We start from the raw sequence: 22412 nt of genomic DNA, 5'->3' as shown, positions 1-22412 counted from the left end.
CACCGTGGCTCCGAGCGGCGGCATGCTGCCGATCAGGCCAGTTCGGCGATCAGCTCGATTTCCACGCAGGAGCCCAGCGGGATCTGGGCCACGCCGAAGGCGCTGCGCGCATGCGTGCCGGCATCGCCGAAGACCTGGCCCAGCAGCTCGCTGCAGCCGTTGGCCACCAGGTGCTGCTCGGTGTAGTCGCCCGTGGAGTTGACCAGGCACATCAGCTTGACGATGCGGCGCACGCGGCCCAGGTCGCCGCCGGCGGCGTGCTGGAGCGTGCCCATCAGGTCGATGGCGATGGCGCGCGCGGCCTGCTGGCCGTCGGCGGTCTGCAGATCACGGCCCAGCTGGCCGGCCCAGACCTTGCCGTCCTTGCGCGCGATATGGCCGCTCAGGAACACCAGATTGCCCGTCTGCACATAGGGCACGTAGGCCGCCGCCGGGATGGCAGGCGACGGCAGTTCGATGTTCAGGGCCTTCAGTTGTTCGTAAACGCTCATCGTTGATTCCTTCGAGACAAGAAAAATCCGGCACCAGTGCCGGGGTGGCGGACAGTGTGACACAGCCCCTTGCACCCTGGCATGTCAGGGCCTGGGCTTCCGTCAGTCTGATTGTTGTCTGAATCCGAGGCGGTGCATGGTGGCTGCGCGGCATCCGCTCCTAGCATGTGTGGATGCACCCTGCGGCACCTGCCCAAACCCTCTCGCCGTCTTCCTGGACGCCCCTGCTGCTCGGCTGCGTGGCCGGTGCGGCCTGGCAGGTCACGCAGCCGCGCCTGTGGCCGCTGTGGATGTATCTGCTCTTGGCGGGCATGGGGCTGGCAGGCCTGGCATGGAGGGCGTGGCGGGCATGGGCGGGCCGGCGCGGCCGTGGTGTGCACCGCCTGTGGGCCGCTGTCTGCGCTGCCTTGCTGGTGGGCGGGTTGACCGGCTGGCGGGCCCAGGACTTTGCGGGCCAGGCGCTGTCTGCGCCGTTGGAGGGGCGTGACCTGCGCATCGTCGGCGTCGTGGCATCGCTTCCCCAGAACATGGCCCAGGGCATGCGCTGGTGCATGGAGGTGGAGCAGGCTCGGATCGTCGGCAGCGAAGAGGTCTTGGCGCCGTTTCCTGCACTGATCGAACTGTCCTGGTATGCCCCCCGTGGCCGGCAGTCCAGGGGTGTTGCCATGCTGCCCGATCTGCGGCCGGGCCAGCGCTGGGCGCTGACCGTGCGGCTCAAGCGCCCGCATGGCGCGCGCAATCCCCATGGTTTCGACTATGAGCTGTGGCAGTGGGAGCAGGGCGTGCAGGCCACGGGCCATGTGCGCGAACAGCCCGCTGCACGCCAACTGGCCGACACCGGCAGCCATGCCCTGCAGCGCTGGCGCCAGCAGATGCGCGACGCCATCCTGGGCCGCACATCCGCGCTTGCGGCATCCCTGCAGCGCATCGGCCTGGACCCTGCCCATGCGCCGCGCATGCTGGGTGTGGTGGCCGCCCTGGCCATGGGTGATCAGCAGGCCATTGCGCGGGATGACTGGGCGCTGTTCAGGCATACCGGCGTGGCCCATCTGATGAGCATTTCCGGCCTGCACATCACCTTGTTCGCCTGGCTGGCAGCCCTGGTGGTGGGGAGGCTTTGGCGCTGCAGCGCACGGGCCTGCCTGTGGTGCCCGGCGCCGCAGGCGGCCCTGCTGGCCGGCGTGCTGCTGGCGGGCGGCTATGCGCTGTTCAGCGGCTGGGGACTGCCGGCGCAGCGCACCGTCTGCATGCTGGCCAGCGTGGCTGCGTTGCGCGGCGCCGGACTGCGCTGGCCCTGGCCCGCCGTGTGGTGCCTGGCGCTGGCCGTGGTCGTGGTGCTGGACCCCTGGGCCCTGTGGCAGGCCGGCTTCTGGCTGAGCTTTGTGGCCGTGGGCGTGCTGCTGGCCACCGATGCGCGCATGCAGGGCGCGCAGCGGCCTTCGCTGCCTGCCCGTGCGCTGGCCCTGTGGGGCGAGCAATGGCGCATCTCGCTGGCGCTGGCGCCGCTGGGCCTGATGCTGTTCGGCCAGCTGTCGTTGTCGGGCCTGCTGGCCAATCTGGCGGCCATTCCCTGGGTGACCTTCGTGGTCACGCCGCTGGCCCTGCTGGGTGCCTTGTGGCCGCCATTGTGGACAGGCGCGGCGCTGGCGCTGGCCCCGCTGCTGGAGCTGCTGCAATGGCTGGACCAGTGGGCATGGGCCGTGGTGCAACTGCCGCAGTCGCCGCTGTGGGCAGGGCTGGCTGCGCTGTGCGGTGGCCTGGCGCTGGTGGCTCCGGTGCCTGCCGGATGGCGCTGCTGGGGCCTGGCCATGTGCCTGCCGGCCCTGTGGTGGCCGTCGCCAGCACCGGCGCATGGCGAGTTCGACCTGATGGCCGTGGACATAGGCCAGGGCAATGCCGTACTGGTGCGCACGGCGCGGCATGCCTTGCTGTATGACACGGGGCCGCAGTACGGCCTGGACAGCAATGCCGGCGACCGGGTGCTGGTGCCGCTGCTGCAGGCTCTGGGTCTGAGGCTGGATGCCCTGTGGCTCAGCCACCGCGACAATGACCACACGGGCGGTGCATTGGCCGTGCATGCCGCGCAGCCGCAGGCGCAGGTCTGGGGATCGGATTCCGTGATCCTCGACCCTGCGCTGGCCGGCCTGGGCGCTGTGCGCCGCTGCCAGGCGGGCCAGCACTGGGAATGGGATGGCGTGCGGCTGGAGGTGCTGCATCCGTCTGCCGGCGAACGGTTGCCCTCCGCACGGGCGCTGGCCCATGCCAATGCGGGCAGCTGCGTGCTGTTGCTGCGCTCGGCATCTGGCGTGCAGGCCTTGCTGGCCGGTGACATCGAGGCTGCGCAGGAGCGGTCTCTGGCAAGGGCCGGCGCCCTCACGCCCGTGCAGTGGCTGCTGGTGCCCCACCACGGCAGCCGCACTTCATCGAGCACCGCCCTGGTGCAGGCACTGGCACCGCGCTGGGCCATGGTGCAGGCGGGATATCGCAGCCGCTATGGCCATCCTGTCCCCGAGGTGGTGCGCCGCTATGAGGCCCATGGCGCCGGCGTGGTGCAGTCGGCCCGCTGCGGTGCGGCGCACTGGCGCTCTTCGGACCCCGTGCACCTGGTCTGCGAGCGGGAAAGGGCGCGCCGCTATTGGGATGTGCACGTCACGCAGGGGCAGGGCGGATAGGGCGTGCGCCGATGGCGAAGCAGGATGCATATGCTGGATACCGCTTGTCCGGATTGAGGTTACCTATCGCTACACTGGTGCGATACGAGGGCTGGCCCGTAGCTTGCTAGACCCCGTACACATGCAGCGACAGGAGGTGACGAATGCATCCATTTGACGAGATGTACACGATGACGCCGTTCGACGGCAGCGATGTGCGCCTGCACTACAAGGACTACGCGCAATGGCTTGCGCGCCAGTCCGAACAGACGCTGCGAGCGCGCAGCGCCGAGGCCGAGATCATCTTCCGGCGCGTCGGCATCACGTTCGCCGTCTACGGCGACAAGGACGAAAGCGGCGCCGGCAACGAGCGCCTCATCCCCTTCGACCTGATACCGCGCGTCATTCCCGCACATGAGTGGTCGCGAATGCAGGCGGGCCTGGTGCAGCGCGTGACGGCGCTCAACCGCTTCCTGCACGATGTCTATCACGACCAGGAGATCCTGCGCGCGGGCCTGGTGCCGCGCGAACTGGTGCTGAACAACAGCCAGTACCGGCCCGAGATGCGGGGCCTGGCGGTGCAGGGCGGCATCTACGCCCACATTGCCGGCATCGACATCGTGCGCGCCGCCAATGCCCAGGGCGAGGGCGTGTACTACGTGCTGGAGGACAACCTGCGCGTGCCCTCGGGCGTGTCGTACATGCTGGAGAACCGGCGCATGATGATGCGGCTGTTCCCGGACCTGTTCTCGCGCCATCCCGTGGAGCCCGTGGCCCACTATCCCGACATGCTGCTGGAGACGCTGCGCGCCAGCGCGCCGGCCGGCACGCCCGAGCCCACGGTGGTGGTGCTGACGCCCGGCATGCACAACAGCGCCTACTTCGAGCATGCCTTCCTGGCCCAGCAAATGGGTGTGGAGCTGGTCGAGGGCCAGGACCTGGTGGTGGACAAGGACGTGGTCTACATGCGCACCACGCGCGGCCCGCAGCGCGTGGACGTGATCTACCGGCGCGTGGACGATGATTTTCTCGACCCCGAAGTCTTTCGCCCCACCTCCACGCTGGGCTGCCCCGGCCTCATGCGCGCCTACCGTGCCGGCAACGTGAGCATCTGCAATGCAGCGGGCACGGGTGTGGCCGATGACAAATCGGTCTACCCCTATGTGCCGGAGATGATCCGCTTCTACCTGGGCGAGGAACCCATCCTGCAGAACGTGCCGACCTGGCTATGCCGCAAGCCCGATGATCTGCGCTACGTGCTCGACCACCTGGACGAGTTGGTGGTCAAGGAAGTCCACGGCGCCGGTGGCTACGGGATGCTGATCGGGCCTGCCGCCTCGCGCGGCGAGATCGAGGATTTCCGCCGCGCGCTCATCGCCAATCCCGGCGGCTATATCGCGCAGCCCACGCTGGCGCTGTCCACCTGCCCCACCCTGGTGGAGCAGGGCATCGCACCAAGGCACATCGATCTGCGGCCCTTCGTGCTCAGCGGCAACCAGGTGCGCATGGTGGCCGGCGGCCTCACGCGCGTGGCGCTTAAGGAGGGCTCGCTGGTGGTCAATTCATCACAGGGCGGCGGCACCAAGGACACCTGGGTGCTCGGGGCCGGTGAGTCAAACGAGGGAGGACATTGAATGCTCAGCCGTACTGCCGATCATCTGTACTGGATGTCCCGCTACACGGAGCGTGCGGAGAACACCGCCCGCATGCTCAACGTCTCCTATGACACCTCCATGCTGCCCCAGGCGCCGCAGGTGGCGCGCAAGGCCTGGCAGGGCGTGCTGTCCATCAGCGAGCTGATCCCCTCCTACGCCGCCCGCCACGGCGAGGTGCAGCGCGAGGCCGTGCTGCACTTCATGGTGCGCGACGAGAGCAACTCCTCGTCCATCGCCTCCTGCCTGCGCGCTGCGCGGGAGAACGCGCGCGCCGTGCGCGGCGCCCTGACTACCGAGGCCTGGGAGACCCAGAACCAGACCTGGCTGGAGCTCAAGCGCCTGCTGGCCGAGGGCGACTGGGAGCGCGATCCGGGCCAGTTCTTCGAATGGGTCAAGCACCGCTCGCACCTGTCGCGCGGCGTGACGCTGGGCACCATGCTGCAGGACGAGGCCTTCCACTTCCTGCGCCTGGGCACCTTCATCGAGCGCGCCGACAACACGGCACGCCTGCTGGACGTGAAGTTCCACGCCATCGAGCGCGACTACCACGGCAGCGCACGCAACGGCGCATCGGGCAAGGCGGCCACGCCGTTCGACTTCTACCACTGGAGCGCGCTGCTGCGCAGCGTCTCGGCCTTCGAGGTCTACCGCAAGGTCTACCGCGACGTGATCACGCCCGAGCGCGTGGCCGAGCTGCTGATGCTGCGCAGCGACATGCCGCGCTCGCTGCTGGCCAGCATGCTGGAGGTGGTGGCCAACCTGGAAAGCGTGGCCAACGCCCAGTCGCGCGAGACCCAGCGCAAGGCAGGCCGCCTGCTGGCCGACCTGCGCTATGCGCGCATCGACGAAATCCTGGCCACGGGCCTGCACGCCTATCTCACGCAGTTCCTGGACCGCGTGCACGACCTGGGCCAGGGCATCAGCCGGGACTTTCTGGTGCCCGCCTGAGTCCGTCGGCCGCCATGCAGCACAAAGCCGCCCTCGGGCGGCTTTGTTCATTGGTTCATTGGGCGGGCCGAATTCAGGCCTGCGCGCTGCCCAGGTCCAGCACAACGCCCTCGGCGCCGCCGATGGGCAGCACGTCGCAGTTGTCGCCAGGGCCGCCACGGTCGATCACGATGAAGCGCGCCGGCGCATTCAACGCGATCAGCGAGTGGTGCCAGACACCGCGCCGGTAGTTCACGCCCTGGCGGCCGTTGGTGATGAAGGCGCGCAGGTCGGCGGTTGCCACCTGTTCGCCCAGGGGGGCCACCACCACGATGAAGGGCTGTGCATCCAGCGGCATGAAGGCCTGGCTGCCCAGGGGGTGGCGCTCCATGCTGGTCAGCCGCAGGGGCAGCGCATAGGGCCGGGCATGGAACAGGTTGATCAGCCCATGGCCTTCGCTGCCGCCCGTGTCCACGCGGGCCAGGGCGTGGTAGCGCTCGGTCATGCCATCGTTGATGAGCAGCGGTGTGTGGCCTGTGCTGTCCAGGACCTCGCCAAACTCGGCAAAGGCCTCGGCGGTCAGCGGCTGGGCGCGCAGGCAAAGGCTGGCGGGGCGGGTCTCTGACAAGGTGTTCACGAAGTTTTGCCTCTTGTTTTCGTACTGGTATTACCAGTTTGCTGTTGCCTGGGGATTTTGTCAAACCCGAGTGATGCCAGCCGATGTCCTGCGCATCATTTGGGGTGGTTCGGGTAAATGCGAGTGTGCATTGGCCGGCGGGAAGGGCAACATTCGCTCCGTATTTTCAGACCGGTCATACCAGTTGATCACAACCCTTCAACCAAGGACTTCCTGATGTCATCACTTCCCGCATCTGCCGAGGTCGCCGGCGCGGCGCCGGCGCTGGCCAGCGAAACGCCGGCCGAGGCCGCCGTCTACCGCAAGGTGGCCTGGCGCCTGCTGCCCTTCATCATGGCCTGCTATGTGGCGGCCTACCTGGACCGAGTGAACGTGGGCTTCGCCAAGCTGCACATGCTGGCCGACCTGCAGTTCAGCGAGGCCATGTACGGCCTGGGTGCGGGGCTGTTCTTCATCGGCTACTTCTTCTTCGAGGTGCCCAGCAACATGCTGATGCACCGCATAGGCGCCAAGGCCACCATCTCGCGGATCATGATCATGTGGAGCCTGATCTCGGCGGCCATGATGTTCGTGAGCACGCCCACGCAGTTCTACGTGCTGCGCTTTCTGCTGGGCGCGGCCGAGGCGGGCTTCTACCCCGGCATGATCCTGTACATGACCTACTGGTTTCCGTCGTACCGGCGCGCCCGCATGGTGGCGCTGTTCATGTGCGCGATTCCGGTGTCGGGCATCCTGGGCGGCCCGCTGTCGGGCGGCATCATGGACCTGATGCAGGGCGTGGCGGGGCTGCGCGGCTGGCAATGGCTGTTCCTGCTCGAGGCCATCCCCTCGATGATCCTGGGCCTGGCCGTGCTCTGGTACCTGGACAACGGCATCCGCGCCGCCCGCTGGTTGACCGAGGCGGAAAAGACCCTGCTGGAGCGCAACATCGCCCGCGAGAACGCCAGCAAGAGCGATAGCCATGTGACGCTGCGCGCGCTGTTCTCCGACCCGCGCATCATCAAGATGGCCCTGATCTGCTTTTGCACCGTCATGGGCCAGTACGGGCTCACGTTCTGGCTGCCCAGCCTGATCCGCCAGTCGGGCGTGGAGGGAGCCTTTCACATCGGCCTGCTGACGGCCGTACCGTTCTCGGTGGCCGTGGTGTCCATGAACCTGGTCAGCCGCAGTTCGGACCGCATGCGCGAGCGCCGCTGGCACCTGATCGTGCCGTTTTGCGTGGGCGCAGCGGGCCTGATGCTGTCGGCCATCTTCAGCGGCAACGTCTATCTGTCGCTGGCCGCCCTGGCGCTGGCCGCGGGCGGCAGCCTGGCGACCTCTCCGCTGTTCTGGAGCCTGCCCACGGCCATCCTGTCCAGCGCGGGTGCGGCAGCCGGCATTGCGCTGATCAACTCCTTTGCCAACCTGGCCGGCTTCATCAGTCCCTACATGATCGGCCTCATCAAGGATGCGACACAGAGCACCAATGCCGCCATGTTCGTGCTGGCCGGCGTGCTGCTGTTCGGCGCCTTCCTGACCTATACGGTGCCGGCCAAGCTGGTCAACAAGTAGAGACACCAACGCAGCACGACCACACGACCACACGACCATGCGGCAGCGGTGCGCAGTCGCTAAGATCAGCGCACCTGCCGCCCCCGACCCCGAGACCTGCCAACGCATGGAACCCAGCACCGCTTCCAGTCCTTCCGCCAGCACCGCCGTTGCCGGCAATGCCGCCCGCGTGATCCGCGAGTGGATCGAGGGCGGCGTGTATCCGGTGGGCGCGCTGCTGCCGTCGCAGCGCGACCTGTCGGAGCAACTGGGCATCAGCCGGACCTCGCTGCGCGAGGCGCTGTCCACGCTGCAGGGGCTGGGCCTGGTCGTGGCCCGGCCAGGCAAGGGCATGTACGTGACCGAGGCTACCGACGCCCCGGCCTCTGGCGCAGAGGCCTGGCGCTTTGCCGACTCGCATGCGCTCACCGACGTCTATCAGCTGCGCTATGCGCTGGAGGGCTTTGTCGCACGCCTGGCCGCCCTGGTGGTGCAGCCCGAAGACGTGGCGGCCCTGCAGGCCAACCTGCAGGCCATGCAGCAGAGCATCGAGCTGGCCGATTTCGTGCAGGCCACGCGCCTGGATTTCGAGTTTCACCTGCAGATCGCCACCATCTCCGGCAACCATGCGATTGCCGACGTGCTGCGCGGCAGCGGCGAGGTCATGCAGGAAAGCCAGCGCCTGCCGTATTACAAGCGCGGCGCGCGCCATGCGACCGCCGAGGAGCATGCCGCCATCATCGAGGCCCTGTCCCAGGGCCGGCCCGAACTGGCGCAGCAGGCCATGGCCACGCACATCGTGCAGGCTGCCCAGCGCGCGGGCGTGCACTTTCCCACCGGCCTGTAGGCGCGCCGGCACGAGCCCGATCGGCCGGGTTTTTGGCCTTACCATCCTTGGCGCAACGCTTTTTTCCCCTCTCTACAGACCGCCACGGATGCCGATCCATGACAAGCCAAGGAAATGAACTCTGCATACTGGCAGACGCCCTCGCGGCGCAGCGCGAAGGACTCTTGCAGACATGGCGCAAGGCCGTCAGGCGGGACCCGGCACTGACCGCCGGCGAGGCGCTTCCCCGCACCCAGTTGAACGATCACATTCCGGCCGTGCTGGCCGCGTTCGAGCAGCAATTGCGGGCCCTCGGCGGTGCCCCGGCAGGCGCTGCCGAGCCGCCGGTCGATGGCGAGCAGGCCGCCGCCCACGGCCTGCACCGCTGGCAACAGGGCTATGACCTGCATGAGGTCGTGCGCGAGCTGGGCCTGCTCAACGAAGTCATGGTGGCGCAACTGGAGGCCTATGCCGAGGAGCATCCCGATGCGCATGGCGCCATGCGCGTTGCGCGCAAGGCCTGGGCCGCCACCTACACGCGCGATGTGCAGGACAGCAGCACCCAGTATTTCCGCCTGCAGCAGCAAGAGGCCGAGGGCCATGTCCGGGACCTGGAAGCGGCGCTGCATGACGTGAGCATGCTGGACCTGCAGCGCTCGCAACTGTGGGAGCAGGTCGCGCATGACCTGCGCAGCAACGTCGGCGTGGTGGCCAATGTGACGCATGGCCTGGGCATGCAGCATGCGCCGGCGCAGTCGCGCGAGAAACTCCTGCGCATGCTGGACCGCAACGTCCAGTCGCTGCGCCATCTGCTGGATGACGTGACGGAGCTGGCCAAGCTGCACGCCGGGCGCGAGCATCGCCAGCTGACCTCCTTTGACGCAGCCGAGGTGATCACCCATCTGTGCGAGGGACTGCAGGCCCTGGCCAACGATCGCGGCCTGTACCTGCACCTGCAGGGGCCGGGGACGATGCCGGTGGAAGGGGATGCCTTGAAACTGCGCCGCATCGCGCAGAACCTGATACTCAACGCGCTCAAGTACACCCAGGAGGGCGGTGTCACGGTGAAGTGGGCTCTGGGCGATGGGGAGGACCGGCGCCGCTGGATGCTCTCCATCGGGGACACGGGCCCTGGCATGGCGCCTGCGGCGCCTTTGGTTGCCGCCCTCAAGCAGGCCACGGACATGGACCCTTCGGGCCACCTGGGGACGGCGGCGTCCGGGGAGGTCCGCACCGGGGGGGCGCCGCAGCAAGGCGGTGCGGCGGCCAGCTACCGCAGCGGCGCAGGCGAGGGGATCGGCCTGTCCATCGTCAAGCGGCTGGCGGAATTGCTGGACGCCACGATCGAGGTGCAGTCGGCCGCGCAGACCGGCACGACCTTTCTTCTGTTGTTTCCGCTGCGATATGCCGACGAGTGACCGATAGCCGGGCCAGAAGATGAAAAAACGGGCACACAGGCCCGTCGTTTCGAGTGGGGGGTGCGGCCTGTGCCGCCGCCCCTGAGTCCGATGCTCAGGACTCTTCGTCCATCTGCGACTGCAGGTAGTTCTGGATGCCGACCTTGTCGATCAGGTCCAGCTGGGTTTCGAGGTAGTCGATGTGCTCCTCGGTATCGTCCAGGATCTTTTGCAGCAGATCGCGCGAGACATAGTCGCGCACGCTTTCGCAGTGGGCGATGCCGTCCTTGATGGTCTGCTGCGCGGTTTTCTCGCTGCTCAGGTCGCAAGCCAGGGCTTCGGGCACGTCCTCGCCGACTTGCAGCTTGCCCAGGTCCTGCAGGTTGGGCAGGCCGTCGAGCACGAAGATGCGGTCCATGAGCCAGTCGGCGTGCTTCATCTCGCCGATGGACTCCTTGTATTCCTTCTTGGCCAGCCTGTCGAAGCCCCAGTGCTTGTACATGCGGTAGTGCAGGAAGTACTGGTTGATGGCCGTCAGCTCGTTCTTGAGCTGGGCTTGCAGCCAGGTGATGACTTGTGCGTCGCCTTGCATGGGGAACTCCTTTGTTGTACGTGGGGGACCGCGCCGATCGCCGGCCGCTATAGGGCTGGATTGTCTAGGGTTTCTGCGTCAGATCAAGCAAACCCCTGTTATCGCGCATTGGCTGCTTATGAGGCGCGTTCTCGTTTGCGGGCCGGCTGCCGACGCGGCTGCGGCGTTGCTGCATTGCCTTGTCATATTTCGGCCCAAAATAGCCTCTTCAGGCCGGTGGCAGGCTGGTCAAGCCCGCAGGCCTGGAGACCAAGGATGTTCACATAGTTTTTGACAATCGTATGAATTCAATCAATTCATTGGATCAATCGATTGCCTGGGCCTAGACTTCGTCCTGTGTTCACTCACCAACCACAAAGGAAACAGCAATGTCCGTGATCAACACCCAAATCAAGCCCTTCAAGACGCAGGCCTTCAAGAATGGCAAGTTCATCGAAGTGACCGAAAAGGACGTCCTGGGCAAGTGGGCCGTGTTCTTCTTCTACCCCGCTGACTTCACCTTCGTGTGCCCCACCGAACTGGGCGACGTGGCCGACCATTACGACGAACTGCAAAAGCTGGGCGTGGAAGTCTTCTCCGTGTCCACCGACACCCACTTCGTGCACAAGGCATGGCACGACACGTCGGACACCATCCGCAAGATCAAGTACACGATGCTGGGCGACCCCACCTGGGAAATCAGCAACAACTTCGAAGTCCTGCGTCCCGGCCAGGGCCTGGCTGACCGCGGCACCTTCATCGTCGATCCCGATGGCGTGATCCAGGCCGTGGAAATCACCGCCGAAGGCATTGGCCGCAACGCCGTCGATCTGCTGCGCAAGGTCAAGGCTGCCCAGTACGTCCGCAACCACCCCGGTGAAGTCTGCCCCGCCAAGTGGGAAGAAGGCGACAAGACCCTGGCTCCCTCGCTCGACCTGGTCGGCAAGATCTAAGCGGTACACCGCTTCCTGTTCACAGTTGAACTGTTGAAGACGCCCGGGTGCCTGGCGCCCGGGCTTTTTTTTCCGAAAATTCGTATTTCCCTAGGAGTCCGACATGCTTGACAACAACCTGAAAGCCCAATTGCAGGCCTACCTGGAGCGCCTGCAGCGTCCGGTGGAGCTGGTGGCTTCGCTGGATGACAGCCAGGGTGCGCGCGAGCTGAAGGAACTGCTGCTGGAAATCCGCGAGCTGAGCGACAAGATCACCGTCGTCGAGCACAACGACGCCGAGGTGCGCAAGCCCTCGTTCCTGATCACCAATCCCGGCGTGGACAGCGGCGTGCGTTTCGCAGGCGTCCCCCTGGGCCATGAATTCACCTCGCTGGTGCTGGCCCTGCTGCAGGTCGGCGGCCATCCGTCCAAGGAATCGGCCGAGCTGCTGGAGCAGGTGCGCAATATCGACGTGCCGCTGCACTTCGAGACCTATTACTCGCTGTCCTGCCACAACTGTCCCGACGTGGTGCAGGCGCTGAACCTGATGTCCGTGCTCAACCCCAAGATCAGCCATACCGCCATCGACGGCGGGCTGTTCCAGAAGGAAGTCGAGCAGCGCGAAGTCATGGGCGTGCCCACCGTCTTTGTGAACGGCGAGCGCTTCGGCCAGGGCCGCATGGAGCTGGCCGAGATCGTGGCCAAGGTCGATACCGGCGCCGCTTCGCGTGAAGCGGCCAAGATTTCCGCCAAGGATGCCTTCGACGTGCTGATCGTCGGCGGCGGCCCGGCCGGCGCCGCGGCTGCCATCTATGCGGCGCGCAAGGGCATCCGCACCGGCATCGCCGCCGAGCGCTTCGGTGGCCAGGTGCTGGACACCGTGGACATCGAGAACTTCATCTCGGTCTCCAAGACCGAAGGCCCGCAACTGGCCGCCGCCATGGAGCGCCATGTGCGCGACTACGAGGTGGACATCATGAACCTGCAGACGGCGTCCAAACTGATTCCGGCTGCCACGGAAGGCGGGCTGATCGAGGTGCAGACCGCCTCGGGCGCCAGCCTCAAGGCCAAGACCGTCATCCTCTCGACCGGCGCGCGCTGGCGCAACATGAACGTGCCGGGCGAGGACAAGTACCGCACCAAGGGCGTGACCTACTGCCCGCACTGCGACGGTCCCTTGTTCAAGGGCAAGAATGTGGCCGTGATCGGCGGCGGCAATTCGGGCGTGGAAGCGGCCATCGACCTGGCCGGCATCGTGCGCAGCGTGACGCTGCTGGAGTTCGCCAGCGAGCTCAAGGCCGACGCCGTGCTGCAAAAGAAGCTGCGCAGCCTGCCCAACGTCACGGTCATCCTCAACGCCCAGACCACCGAGGTCAACGGCGATGGCAAGAAGGTCACCGGCCTGACCTACAAGGACCGCACGACGGAAGAGGTCAAGACCGTGGCGCTGGAAGGCATCTTCGTGCAGATCGGCCTGCTGCCCAACACCGACTGGCTCAAGGGCACGGTGGAGCTGACACGCTTCGGCGAGATCGTGATCGACGCCAAGGGCCACACCAGCGTGCCCGGCGTGTTCGGCGCAGGCGACTGCACCAACGTGCCGTACAAGCAGATCATCATCGCTGCCGGTGCCGGCTCCACGGCTGCGCTGTCGGCCTTCGACCACCTGATCCGCCACTGACCAGCCATTGACCAGTTGCTGCTCCGCCATGGTGCGGAGCAAGCCGGAGAAAGGGCTCGGATGCCATGGCATCCGGGCCCTTTTTTCATCGCCCTGCCAGGGGCAGAAGGCCTGGCGCAGCAAGGGGAGGGCGGGGGCTGTTTTTCATGCCCGCGTCTTCAGGCGCGGGCCTTGTCGCAGTGGGTGTCGCGCAGATAGCTGCCTGGCGGCACGCGGCGCCAGCAGGGTTTGTTCCGGGGCCCATGCGCCAGGTCAAACCAATAAATGAGAACTATTCGCATATAATTTTTCTTCATCCAGCCAGCACATGACGCGCCAACGGCTGGCGGACCACCCGCCAGCCGCTGCAAGCAGAAGCCAGCTCTCGCACATCCATGTTGATCAGAGAGAGAGGGCTTCGCAATGGCTTACGACTTCGCAATGCAATCAAGCGCCCGGCGGGCGCGCCATCCCCTGGCCGCCGCCTGCGCGCTGCTGTGCGCCTCCGCTGCCCTGGCCCAGGAGCCGGGGCAGGCCGCCGCAGACGCCGCAGACGTTGCAAATGCCGGAGATGCCGACACGCAATTGCTGGCGCAGGCCGCGTCCGGGGCACGGACCCGTGCCCCGGCCCTCAAGGAGATGGTGATCAGCGCCTCGCGCGAGGTGCAGGACCCTGACACCCTGCCCATGAGCATCGACGTGATCGACGCCGGCCGCATGGAACGCGAGCAGGCCAGCGACATCCGCGAGATGGTCAACCTGCTGCCCAATGTCGAGGTGCCGCGTGCCCCGGCGCGCTTCTCGCTGGCGGCCTCTCCGGCCGGGCGTGACCAGAACAGCGGCTTCAACATCCGTGGCCTGGATGGCAACCGCGTGCTCATGCTGGTCGATGGCGTGCGCCTGCCGCGCAGCTACAGCTTCAGCGCCAACAGCTTCGGCCGCGACTACCTGGACCTGGGCCTGGTGCAGCGCGTGGAAATCCTGCGCGGCTCCACGCCCGCGCTGTATGGATCGGACGGCATGGGCGGCCTGGTCAACTTCGTGACCGTGCAGCCGGACGATCTGCTGGGCAAGGACAAGCGCATAGCCGGCCGCGTGGCTGCCGGCTATGACGGCTCGGACAACGGCCGCAAGCTGGGCGCCACCGTGGCGGGCCGTGCCAGCCCCGAATGGGCATGGCTGCTGTCGGCGGGCCTGGGCCGCTCGCACGCGCTGGAGAACATGGGCACGAACAACGTGACGGGCGCGGCGCGCACCACGCCCAATCCCGAGAAAGACCGCAGCGAATCGCTGATGGGTCGCCTGGTCTTCACGCCCAGCGCCGTGCAAAAGCATGTCTTCACCTTCGAGAACGTGGACAAGCGCGCCGACTACGCCCTGCTGTCCGCGCGCTCGGCTACCGTGGCCAATTCCGACTCGCGCACCGACATGAAGCGCTGGCGGGCCAGCTGGCAGGGCCAGTGGCAGCAGCTGGGCACGGCGCTGGCCGACGAACTGCAGCTGATGGCCAGCTACCAGAAGTCCGACGCGCGCGAATTCGTCACCGAGACGCGCATCGGCCTGCCCTACCGCGAGCGCGACGTGACCTATGACGAGGACGCGATCCAGCTGCACGCCCAGGCCAGCCGCCTGCTGCGCTGGAGTTCTTCGGCCAGCGGCAAGTTCACCTACGGGCTGGACTACCTCCGCAACAAGGTGGTCAACGCGCAAAACGGCATCACGCCGCCCGTGGGCGAGAGCTTCCCGCTCAAGCGCTTCCCCGACACCACCGAAAGCGCCACCGCCCTGTTCGCCCAGGCCGAACTGCACAACGGCCCCTGGAGCGTGACCCCGGGCCTGCGCGCCGAGCACTACAGCATCAAGCCCCGGCAGAGCGGCTTTGTGCCCGCCGTGGTCAGCAACTCGGACTCCGCGCTCTCGCCCAAGCTGGGCGTGATGCTGCAGGCCAGCCCGGTCTGGTCCGTCTATGGCAACTATGCGGCAGGTTTCCGGGCGCCCAATGCCGGCCAGATCAACGCCTTCTTCGAGAACCCGGTGGCGTTCTACCGCAACATCCCGAATCCCAACCTGCGGCCCGAAAAGAGCCAGACCTTCGAGCTGGGCCTGCGCGGGCGCCTGGACAGGCTGCGCCTGGACGCCGCCGTGTTCACGGGGCGCTACAAGGACTTCATCGTCGACCAGCAGTTGGTTGCGGGCCAGCCCGGCAACGCGGCCAACCCCGCCATCTACCAGTCCATCAACGTGGGCCGCGCCCGCATCAGCGGCTTCGAACTCAAGGCCGATTACGACTGGGGCCGCTGGGCCGGCGGCGACTGGCAGACGCGCCTGGCCTACGGCTATACCGACGGCAAGGACACGCAGTCCGACAAGCCGCTGGACACCATCTCGCCCCAGCAACTGGTGCTGGGCGTGCGCTATGAGCGCTCTGCCGTGGGCGTGCAGTTCAACGTCTCGCACTGGAGCGGCAAGAAGGCCGGCGACGTGTCCAACGGCAGCGCCGCCTGGCTCAGCCCCTCGGCCACCGTGGCCGACCTGAGTGCCCAGTGGCGCATACGCCCCGACCTGCGCCTGAACGCCGGCATCTACAACCTGACCGACAAGAAGTATTGGCGCTGGGCCGATGTGCGCGGCCTGGCTGCCAGCACGGCGATTGCCGACGCCTACAGCCAGCCCGGCCGCCATGTGCGGGTGTCGATGGTCAAGGATTTCTGAAGCATGCGCCTGTGGCGCGGGCGCATGCATGTGCAACGCTACCAACTGAAACGCAAGGAGAACCCCATGCATCCATCCAAGAGTGAGAGCCTTGCCCAGGACGAGGAATACCTGCTGCCCGAGAACGAGGCCGCGCTGGCTGCCACGCTGGCCCTGATGACCGGCTTCGGCCACGGCTGCTGCGACACCCATAGGCCGGCCATGGCCGCCCGGGTGGCCGAGCAGCTCGAAAACCTGGCCTGCGCGGGCGGCTTGTCCCATGACATGCGCGCCCTGCTGGGGCGGCTGCAGCAACGCTGGCAGGCAGTGGCCGATGCGGGCGCGCCGTCGCGCTCGCACCGCGCCGTGTCTGAGGCCGGAGTGTCTCTGCCCGGAGTCCATGCAGCCCAGCCGGTGCCCCATGCGCTCTGGCACGCACCGCTGGACACCCTGCAATGAGCAGCGCCGTCCACGATGCCGAGGAGGGCGGGCTCCTGATTCCCGTCGATGCTCCCGCAGTCCGCCAGCGCTTTGCGCGGGCGCGCCAGGGTGGCCTGCGCGCCAAGGAGGCCGCCGATTCCCTGGGCCTGCCGGAAGGCGCCGCCATTGCCGCGCATGCGGGCCAGCATGAGGGCAGCCTCCAGGCCGTGCCGCTGCGCGCCGAATGGCTGGCCATCCTGAAGGGCTTGCAGGACTGCGGCCCCGTGATGGCGCTGACGCGCAACGAGTCCACGGTCCACGAAAAGACCGGGGTCTATCAGAAGCTTTCGGTCAACGGCGGCGTGGGCCTTGCCCTGGGCCGCGACATCGACCTGCGAATATTCTTTGCCCAATGGCATGCCGGCTATGCCGTGACCGAGCAGCCTGCCCAGGCCGGCAGGCCGGCCATGCGCAGCCTGCAGTTCTTCAATGCGCAGGGCCGTGCCGTGCACAAGGTCCATGCGCGCGAGTCCACCGACCTGCAGGCATGGGAGGCGCTGGTGCAGCGTTTCGCCGAGCCCAGCGCTGGTTACCTGTTCCGCCATGCCCGCCCGCGTGCGCTGCCGCAGGCCGACGAGGCCATCGACGTGCCCGGCCTGAGCACTGCCTGGGCCGCCATGCAGGACACGCATGAATTCTTCGATCTGCTGCGCCGGTTTGGCGCCGAGCGCCAGCAGGCCTTCCGCCTGGTGCCCGGCCACTGCGCGCGGCTGGCGCCCGAGTCCGTGGCCCAGTTGCTGGGCGATGCGGCCGTGGACGGCCTGCCCATCATGGTCTTCGTGGACAGCGGCGGCTGCATCCAGATCCACACCGGCCCCGTGCACAACATCCAGCCCATGGACACGCCCGGCGGCGCGCAATGGATCAATGTGATGGACCCGGATTTCAACCTGCATCTGCGCTGCGATCTGATCGCCAGCGTCTGGGCCGTGCAAAAGCCCACGGCCGATGGCGTGGTCACCTCGGTCGAGGCCTTCGATGCCCGGGGCGACCTGATGGCCATGTTCTTTGGCGAGCGCAAGCCGGGCCGGGCCGAGCTGCCCGGCTGGCGCGAACTGGTGGCAGGCCTGCCGCGCCTGGCAGCGCAGGCGCTGGCCTGAACGCACCCAGGCCCTGAAAAGAACGGTCCGGCCCTGCGTCGGGCCGCGTCAGAGATGCACGGTGGCGGCCACCAGCTTGCCCACCAGCGGACGCACCACCATCACGCAGACAAAGGCCACGGGCATGGCCAGCACATAGGCCTGTATCACGCGCCGCAGGTAGTCGGCGCCCAGGCCGCTGTTGGCGCCGACGATGGCACAGCACATCAGAAACGCCATGATTGCCGACATGTAGAAGGCAAAGACGACGGGTGCGAAGCGGCGGTGCAGCTTGCGGCTGCGGGGGGCTGCAGGGGAAATGGAGGCAGAGGCGGAGGTAGGAGGCATGGAGACGGATCCGGTCAGGCCGCTTGTCGATTCGGCGCGGCAAGTGCAGGACTGTAGGCAAGGCCCATGCTGCCGTGTAGAGGGCTGCAGCTTGGTGCACTCGTAAGCTATATTGATGAATCCATTTTTCATCCATAGTTTTTTGTGCCTAATCTGCGCTCCATCGAGACCTTCGTCAAAGCCCTGGAAGGCGGCTCCATTGCCTCGGCTGCGCGCCAGCTGGGCATTTCTCCGGCGGCGGCCAGCCAGAACATCGCCCGGCTGGAGCGCGAGCTGGGCACGCGGCTGATCACGCGCACCACGCGATCCATGGCGTTGACCGAGGCGGGCGAGCGCTATCTGGCGCGCGTGGGCCCCGTGCTGCAGGAGCTGGAAAAAGCGCAGTCCGACCTGTCCCAGCTGCACGGCGAGTTGCAGGGCCGGCTGCGCATCGCCTGCATGGCAGCCTTTGGCCGCCATGTGCTGGCGCCGCTGCTGCCGGTCTTTGCCGCGCAGCATCCCCGGCTGGAGCTGGAGTTGCTGGTGGTGGACCGGCAGGTGGATGTGCTCAAGGAAGACGTGGACATCAGCGTGCGTTACCGCGATGTGCTGGAGCCCGGCATGGCCGTGCGCCAGCTGGCGGCCGTGCCGCGCGTGCTGTGTGCATCACCGGCCTATCTGCAGGCCCATGGCAGGCCACGGACGGCCCAGGATTTGCTGGACCATGCCTGCCTGCTGTACCGGCGCGAGGCAGATGGCCGTTTCATGCGCTGGCCGTTTTCACGCGACGGCAAGCGCGTGGACCCGCAGCTGCGCGTGACCGCCATCGCCAGCGACGTGGATGCCCTGACCGAGATGGCCGTGGCCGGGGGCGGCATTGTGTGGATCGGCAGCTTCATTGCCCACCGCTACATGCGCGAAGGACTGCTGCAGCCGCTAACCCTGGGTCCGGCCCGCAAGGGGCAGCTGCATTTCGAGGACACCACGCTGGATTTCTTCGCCTGCTTTCGCGACCGCCAGTACGTGCCGACCAAGGTGCGTGCCCTGGTGGACTACCTGGTCGAGACGCTGCCGCAGCAGCCGATGCTGCGCTGGAACGTACCGGCCTGAGCAGCGCAGGGGAGGCTAGTGCCCCAGGTGCTGGGGCAGCACCTCCTGCAGGATGGTGGTGGCGATTTCCTCGATGGACTTGGTCGTGCTCGACAGCCACGGTATGCCGCTGCGGCGCATCATGGATTCGGCCTCGGCCACCTCGTAGCGGCAATTGACGAGGCTGGCGTACTTGGAGTCGGGCCGGCGTTCGTTGCGGATGCTGGACAGGCGCTGCGGATCGATGGTCAGGCCGAACAGCTTCTTGCGCGAGGGCACCAGGGCGGGCGGCAGCTGCTTGCGCTCGAAATCCTCGGGGATCAGCGGGTAGTTGGCCACCTTGAGGCCGAACTGCATGGCCAGGTACAGGCTGGTGGGGGTCTTGCCGCTGCGCGACACGCCGACCAGGATCACGTCGGCGCCCGTCAGGTCCTGGTGGGTCTGGCCGTCGTCATGGGCCAGCGTGTAGTTGATGGCCTCCATGCGCTCCAGGTATTCCTTGCTCTCGCTGATGTCGGCGAAGCGGCCCACGCGGTGCAGCGATTTCTGGCCCAGCTCCAGCTCCAGCGGCCGCACGAAGGTGCCGAACATGTCGAACACCTTGCCCTTGCACTGGGACTCGATCAGGTCGAGCATGTCCTGGTTGACCAGGGTGGTGAAGACGATGGGCTTGTGGCTTTCCGACTCGGCCACATGGTTGATCTGGCGCACGGCCTGGTGCACCTTGTCCATGGTGTCCACGAAGGGGATGCGGACCAGGCGCGACTTGGTGTCGAACTGGGCCATGATGGCCGTGCCGAAGGTCTCGGCTGTAATGCCAGTGCCATCGGAGATGACGAAGATGGTGTGGGTGTGCATGGTGGTCGGACTCTGGACAGGGGGGCTGCCGTCGGTTCACGGCAAACGCCTACAATGGCGCCCATTATTCCCAATTTCCCATCCATGCTCGCTGCCGGCCTCCAACCAGAACAGCAAAGCCTCGCGCATGCCTGCGTGGATGGATCGACCGTGCCCGGCTTTGGCAGCCGGGGCGGCGCACGACGGTTTTCAACTTCTGGAGCTTTCCCATGTCTCAACTGTTCGAGGCCACCGCCCTCGTCGTTCCGTTTGAACAACTGAGGATGACCGATGTCGAGTCCGTAGGCGGCAAGAACGCCTCGCTCGGCGAAATGATCTCGCAGCTGCCGCAGGGCGTGCGCGTTCCCACGGGCTTTGCCACCACGGCCCACGCCTTCCGCCAGTTCCTGGCCCACGACGGCCTGGCCGACAAGATCAGTGCCAAGCTGGCCGCCCTGGACGTGGAAGATGTCCGCGCCCTGGCCCAGGTCGGTGCCGAAATCCGTGCCCTGGTCGAGAACCAGCCCTTCCCGGCCGATCTGGAGCAGGCCATCCGCGAGGAATTCGTGCGCCTGCAGGGCGGCAACGAGGCAGCCTCGTTCGCCGTGCGTTCCTCGGCCACGGCCGAAGACCTGCCCGACGCCTCGTTCGCGGGCCAGCAGGAAACCTTCCTGAACGTGGTGGGCATCGAGTCGGTGCTGCACAAGATGAAGGAAGTGTTCGCCTCGCTGTACAACGACCGCGCCATCTCCTACCGCGTGCACAAGGGCTTTGCCCACGACGTGGTGGCCCTGTCGGCCGGCGTGCAGCGCATGGTGCGTTCCGACCTGGGCGCGGCCGGCGTGATGTTCACCATCGACACCGAATCGGGCTTCGAGGAAGTGGTCTTCATCACCTCCAGCTACGGCCTGGGCGAGACCGTGGTGCAGGGCGCCGTCAATCCTGACGAGTTCTATGTGCACAAGCCCATGCTCAAGGCCGGCAAGAAGGCCCTGATCCGCCGCAACCTGGGCTCCAAGCTGATCCAGATGGTCTTTGCCTCGCCCGAGGAAAAGGCCGCCAGCGGCAAGCTGGTCAAGACCACCGACGTCGCCCATGAGCTGCGCAATCGCTACTCGCTGTCCGATGAGGACGTGCAGCAGCTGGCCCACTATGCCCTGGTCATCGAGCAGCACTATGGCCGCCCCATGGACATCGAGTGGGGCAAGGACGGCACGGACGGCCAGCTCTACATCCTGCAGGCCCGCCCCGAGACCGTGAAGAGCCAGGCCAAGGGCCAGGCCGAGCAGCGCTACGCCCTCAAGGGCACGGGCAATGTGCTGGCCGAAGGCCGCGCCATTGGCCAGAAGATCGGCACGGGCCCCGTGCGCCTGGTCAATGACATCGCCAACATGGACCAGGTCCAGCCCGGCGACGTGCTGGTGACCGACATGACCGATCCCAACTGGGAGCCGGTGATGAAGCGCGCCTCGGCCATCGTCACCAACCGTGGCGGCCGTACCTGCCACGCGGCCATCATTGCGCGCGAACTGGGCATTCCGGCCGTGGTCGGCTGCGGCAACGCCACCGACCTGCTCAAGGACGGCACCCTGGTCACCGTCAGCTGCGCCGAAGGCGATACCGGCAAGATCTACGACGGCCTGATCGAGACCGAGATCACCGAAGTGCAGCGTGGCGAGATGCCCGCCATCAAGACCAAGATCATGATGAACGTGGGCAACCCCCAGCTGGCCTTCGACTTCGCCCAGCTGCCCAACGAGGGCGTGGGCCTGGCCCGCCTGGAGTTCATCATCAACAACAACATCGGCGTGCACCCCAAGGCCATCCTGGACTATCCCGCCGTGGATGCCGACCTCAAGAAGGCCGTGGAGTCCGTGGCCCGTGGCCATGCCTCGCCGCGCGCCTTCTACGTGGACAAGGTCGCCGAAGGCGTGGCGACGATTGCCGCCGCCTTCTGGCCCAAGCCCGTCATCGTGCGCATGTCGGACTTCAAGTCCAACGAGTACCGCAAGCTCATCGGCGGCAGCCGCTACGAGCCCGAGGAAGAGAACCCCATGCTGGGCTTCCGTGGCGCCGCGCGCTACATCTCCGAGGACTTCGGCGAGGCCTTCCGCATGGAGTGCGAGGCACTGCGCCGCGTGCGCGAGGACATGGGCCTGACCAACGTGCAGATCATGATTCCGTTCGTGCGCACGCTCAAGCAGGCCGAGCGCGTCACCCAGCTGCTGGCGGCCAACGGCCTCAAGCGCGGCGACAACGAACTCAAGCTCATCATGATGTGCGAGGTGCCCTCCAACGCCATCCTGGCCGACGAGTTCCTCGAGTTCTTCGACGGCTTCTCCATCGGCTCCAACGACCTGACCCAGCTGACGCTGGGCCTGGACCGCGACTCCGGCCTGGAGCTGCTGGCTGCCGACTTCGACGAGCGCGACCCGGCCGTGCGCAAGATGCTGTCGCGCGCCATCAAGGCCTGCCTGGACCAGGGCAAGTACGTGGGCATCTGCGGCCAGGGCCCTTCGGACCACCCGGACTTCGCCCAATGGCTGGCTGACGAAGGCATTGCCTCCATCTCGCTGAATCCCGACAGCGTGGTCGCCACCTGGCAGCGCCTGGCGCAGTAAGGGCTGGCAGC

The 22412-nt window shown here is 66.8% G+C and carries 18 protein-coding genes; 13 read left to right on the top strand and 5 right to left on the bottom strand.

The features are described from left to right. Positions 1-32 precede the first annotated feature (32 nt). Positions 33-491 (bottom strand): RidA family protein, encoded by a 459-nt coding sequence (locus DACI_RS25690; protein ID WP_012206880.1) that lies wholly within the window; start codon positions 489-491, stop codon positions 33-35. Between the two features lie 173 nt (positions 492-664). On the opposite strand from DACI_RS25690, the gene DACI_RS25685 reads away from it, so the two are divergent. The 3 genes from DACI_RS25685 (at position 665) to DACI_RS25675 (ending at position 5745) form a co-directional block, all read left to right on the top strand. Continuing rightward, positions 665-3163 carry a DNA internalization-related competence protein ComEC/Rec2 gene (locus DACI_RS25685; RefSeq protein ID WP_012206879.1) on the top strand — a complete coding sequence of 833 codons (2499 nt, stop codon included), beginning with the start codon at positions 665-667 and terminating at the stop codon, positions 3161-3163. A gap of 143 nt (positions 3164-3306) precedes the next feature. Continuing rightward, positions 3307-4776, top strand: a complete 1470-nt coding sequence (locus DACI_RS25680) for a circularly permuted type 2 ATP-grasp protein (RefSeq protein WP_012206878.1) — start codon at positions 3307-3309, stop codon at positions 4774-4776. Beyond that, the gene (locus DACI_RS25675) at positions 4777-5745 is read left to right on the top strand and encodes an alpha-E domain-containing protein (protein ID WP_012206877.1); all 969 of its coding nucleotides are present in this window, start codon (positions 4777-4779) and stop codon (positions 5743-5745) included. Positions 5746-5818: 73 nt separating this feature from the next. Here the strand turns inward: DACI_RS25675 and DACI_RS25670 are convergent, their stop codons facing one another. Then, entirely contained in the window at positions 5819-6361 is a 543-nt protein-coding gene (locus DACI_RS25670) for an ureidoglycolate lyase (RefSeq protein WP_043782625.1), read from the bottom strand. Between the two features lie 216 nt (positions 6362-6577). Between DACI_RS25670 and DACI_RS25665 the strand changes: the two genes are divergently transcribed. The 3 genes from DACI_RS25665 (at position 6578) to DACI_RS25655 (ending at position 10135) form a co-directional block, all read left to right on the top strand. Then, the gene (locus DACI_RS25665; protein WP_013801125.1) at positions 6578-7912 is read left to right on the top strand and encodes an MFS transporter; all 1335 of its coding nucleotides are present in this window, start codon (positions 6578-6580) and stop codon (positions 7910-7912) included. Positions 7913-8018: 106 nt separating this feature from the next. Beyond that, positions 8019-8738: a FadR/GntR family transcriptional regulator gene (locus DACI_RS25660; protein ID WP_034396394.1), complete on the top strand. Its 720-nt coding sequence runs from the start codon at positions 8019-8021 to the stop codon at positions 8736-8738. 98 nt (positions 8739-8836) lie between these two features. After that, entirely contained in the window at positions 8837-10135 is a 1299-nt protein-coding gene (locus DACI_RS25655) for a sensor histidine kinase (RefSeq protein WP_012206873.1), read from the top strand. Between the two features lie 94 nt (positions 10136-10229). Here the strand turns inward: DACI_RS25655 and bfr are convergent, their stop codons facing one another. Next, positions 10230-10706, bottom strand: a complete 477-nt coding sequence (bfr, locus tag DACI_RS25650) for a bacterioferritin (protein ID WP_012206872.1) — start codon at positions 10704-10706, stop codon at positions 10230-10232. A 368-nt stretch (positions 10707-11074) separates the two neighbouring features. Here bfr and ahpC point away from each other — a divergent pair, with 368 nt between their 5' ends. The 5 genes from ahpC (at position 11075) to DACI_RS25625 (ending at position 17548) form a co-directional block, all read left to right on the top strand. After that, positions 11075-11638 carry an alkyl hydroperoxide reductase subunit C gene (gene ahpC, locus DACI_RS25645; RefSeq protein WP_012206871.1) on the top strand — a complete coding sequence of 188 codons (564 nt, stop codon included), beginning with the start codon at positions 11075-11077 and terminating at the stop codon, positions 11636-11638. A 103-nt stretch (positions 11639-11741) separates the two neighbouring features. Further along, a complete protein-coding gene (gene ahpF, locus DACI_RS25640) occupies positions 11742-13298 on the top strand; it encodes an alkyl hydroperoxide reductase subunit F (RefSeq protein WP_012206870.1) in 1557 nt (518 codons plus the stop codon). Between the two features lie 402 nt (positions 13299-13700). Beyond that, positions 13701-15989, top strand: a complete 2289-nt coding sequence (locus DACI_RS25635) for a TonB-dependent hemoglobin/transferrin/lactoferrin family receptor (protein ID WP_012206869.1) — start codon at positions 13701-13703, stop codon at positions 15987-15989. A 66-nt stretch (positions 15990-16055) separates the two neighbouring features. Continuing rightward, a complete protein-coding gene (locus DACI_RS25630; RefSeq protein WP_043783655.1) occupies positions 16056-16427 on the top strand; it encodes a hypothetical protein in 372 nt (123 codons plus the stop codon). Continuing rightward, positions 16424-17548: a hemin-degrading factor gene (locus tag DACI_RS25625; protein WP_012206867.1), complete on the top strand. Its 1125-nt coding sequence runs from the start codon at positions 16424-16426 to the stop codon at positions 17546-17548. The genes DACI_RS25630 and DACI_RS25625 overlap by 4 nt, the downstream gene beginning before the upstream one ends. 48 nt (positions 17549-17596) lie before the next feature. Here DACI_RS25625 and DACI_RS25620 read toward each other — a convergent pair whose 3' ends face one another. Then, on the bottom strand, positions 17597-17875 hold the full coding sequence (locus tag DACI_RS25620) for a DUF2798 domain-containing protein (protein WP_043782617.1): 279 nt from the start codon (positions 17873-17875) through the stop codon (positions 17597-17599). 144 nt (positions 17876-18019) lie between these two features. Here DACI_RS25620 and DACI_RS25615 point away from each other — a divergent pair, with 144 nt between their 5' ends. Beyond that, on the top strand, positions 18020-18964 hold the full coding sequence (locus tag DACI_RS25615) for a LysR family transcriptional regulator (protein ID WP_012206865.1): 945 nt from the start codon (positions 18020-18022) through the stop codon (positions 18962-18964). 15 nt (positions 18965-18979) lie between these two features. Here DACI_RS25615 and ppsR read toward each other — a convergent pair whose 3' ends face one another. Further along, positions 18980-19801 (bottom strand): posphoenolpyruvate synthetase regulatory kinase/phosphorylase PpsR, encoded by an 822-nt coding sequence (ppsR, locus tag DACI_RS25610; RefSeq protein WP_012206864.1) that lies wholly within the window; start codon positions 19799-19801, stop codon positions 18980-18982. A 209-nt stretch (positions 19802-20010) separates the two neighbouring features. On the opposite strand from ppsR, the gene ppsA reads away from it, so the two are divergent. Further along, a complete protein-coding gene (gene ppsA / locus DACI_RS25605) occupies positions 20011-22401 on the top strand; it encodes a phosphoenolpyruvate synthase (RefSeq protein ID WP_012206863.1) in 2391 nt (796 codons plus the stop codon). Positions 22402-22412 lie beyond the last annotated feature (11 nt).

The organism is Delftia acidovorans SPH-1, assembly GCF_000018665.1.
Taxonomy (GTDB): domain Bacteria; phylum Pseudomonadota; class Gammaproteobacteria; order Burkholderiales; family Burkholderiaceae_C; genus Comamonas; species Comamonas acidovorans.
This window is presented reverse-complemented; position numbering and strand designations above follow the sequence as displayed.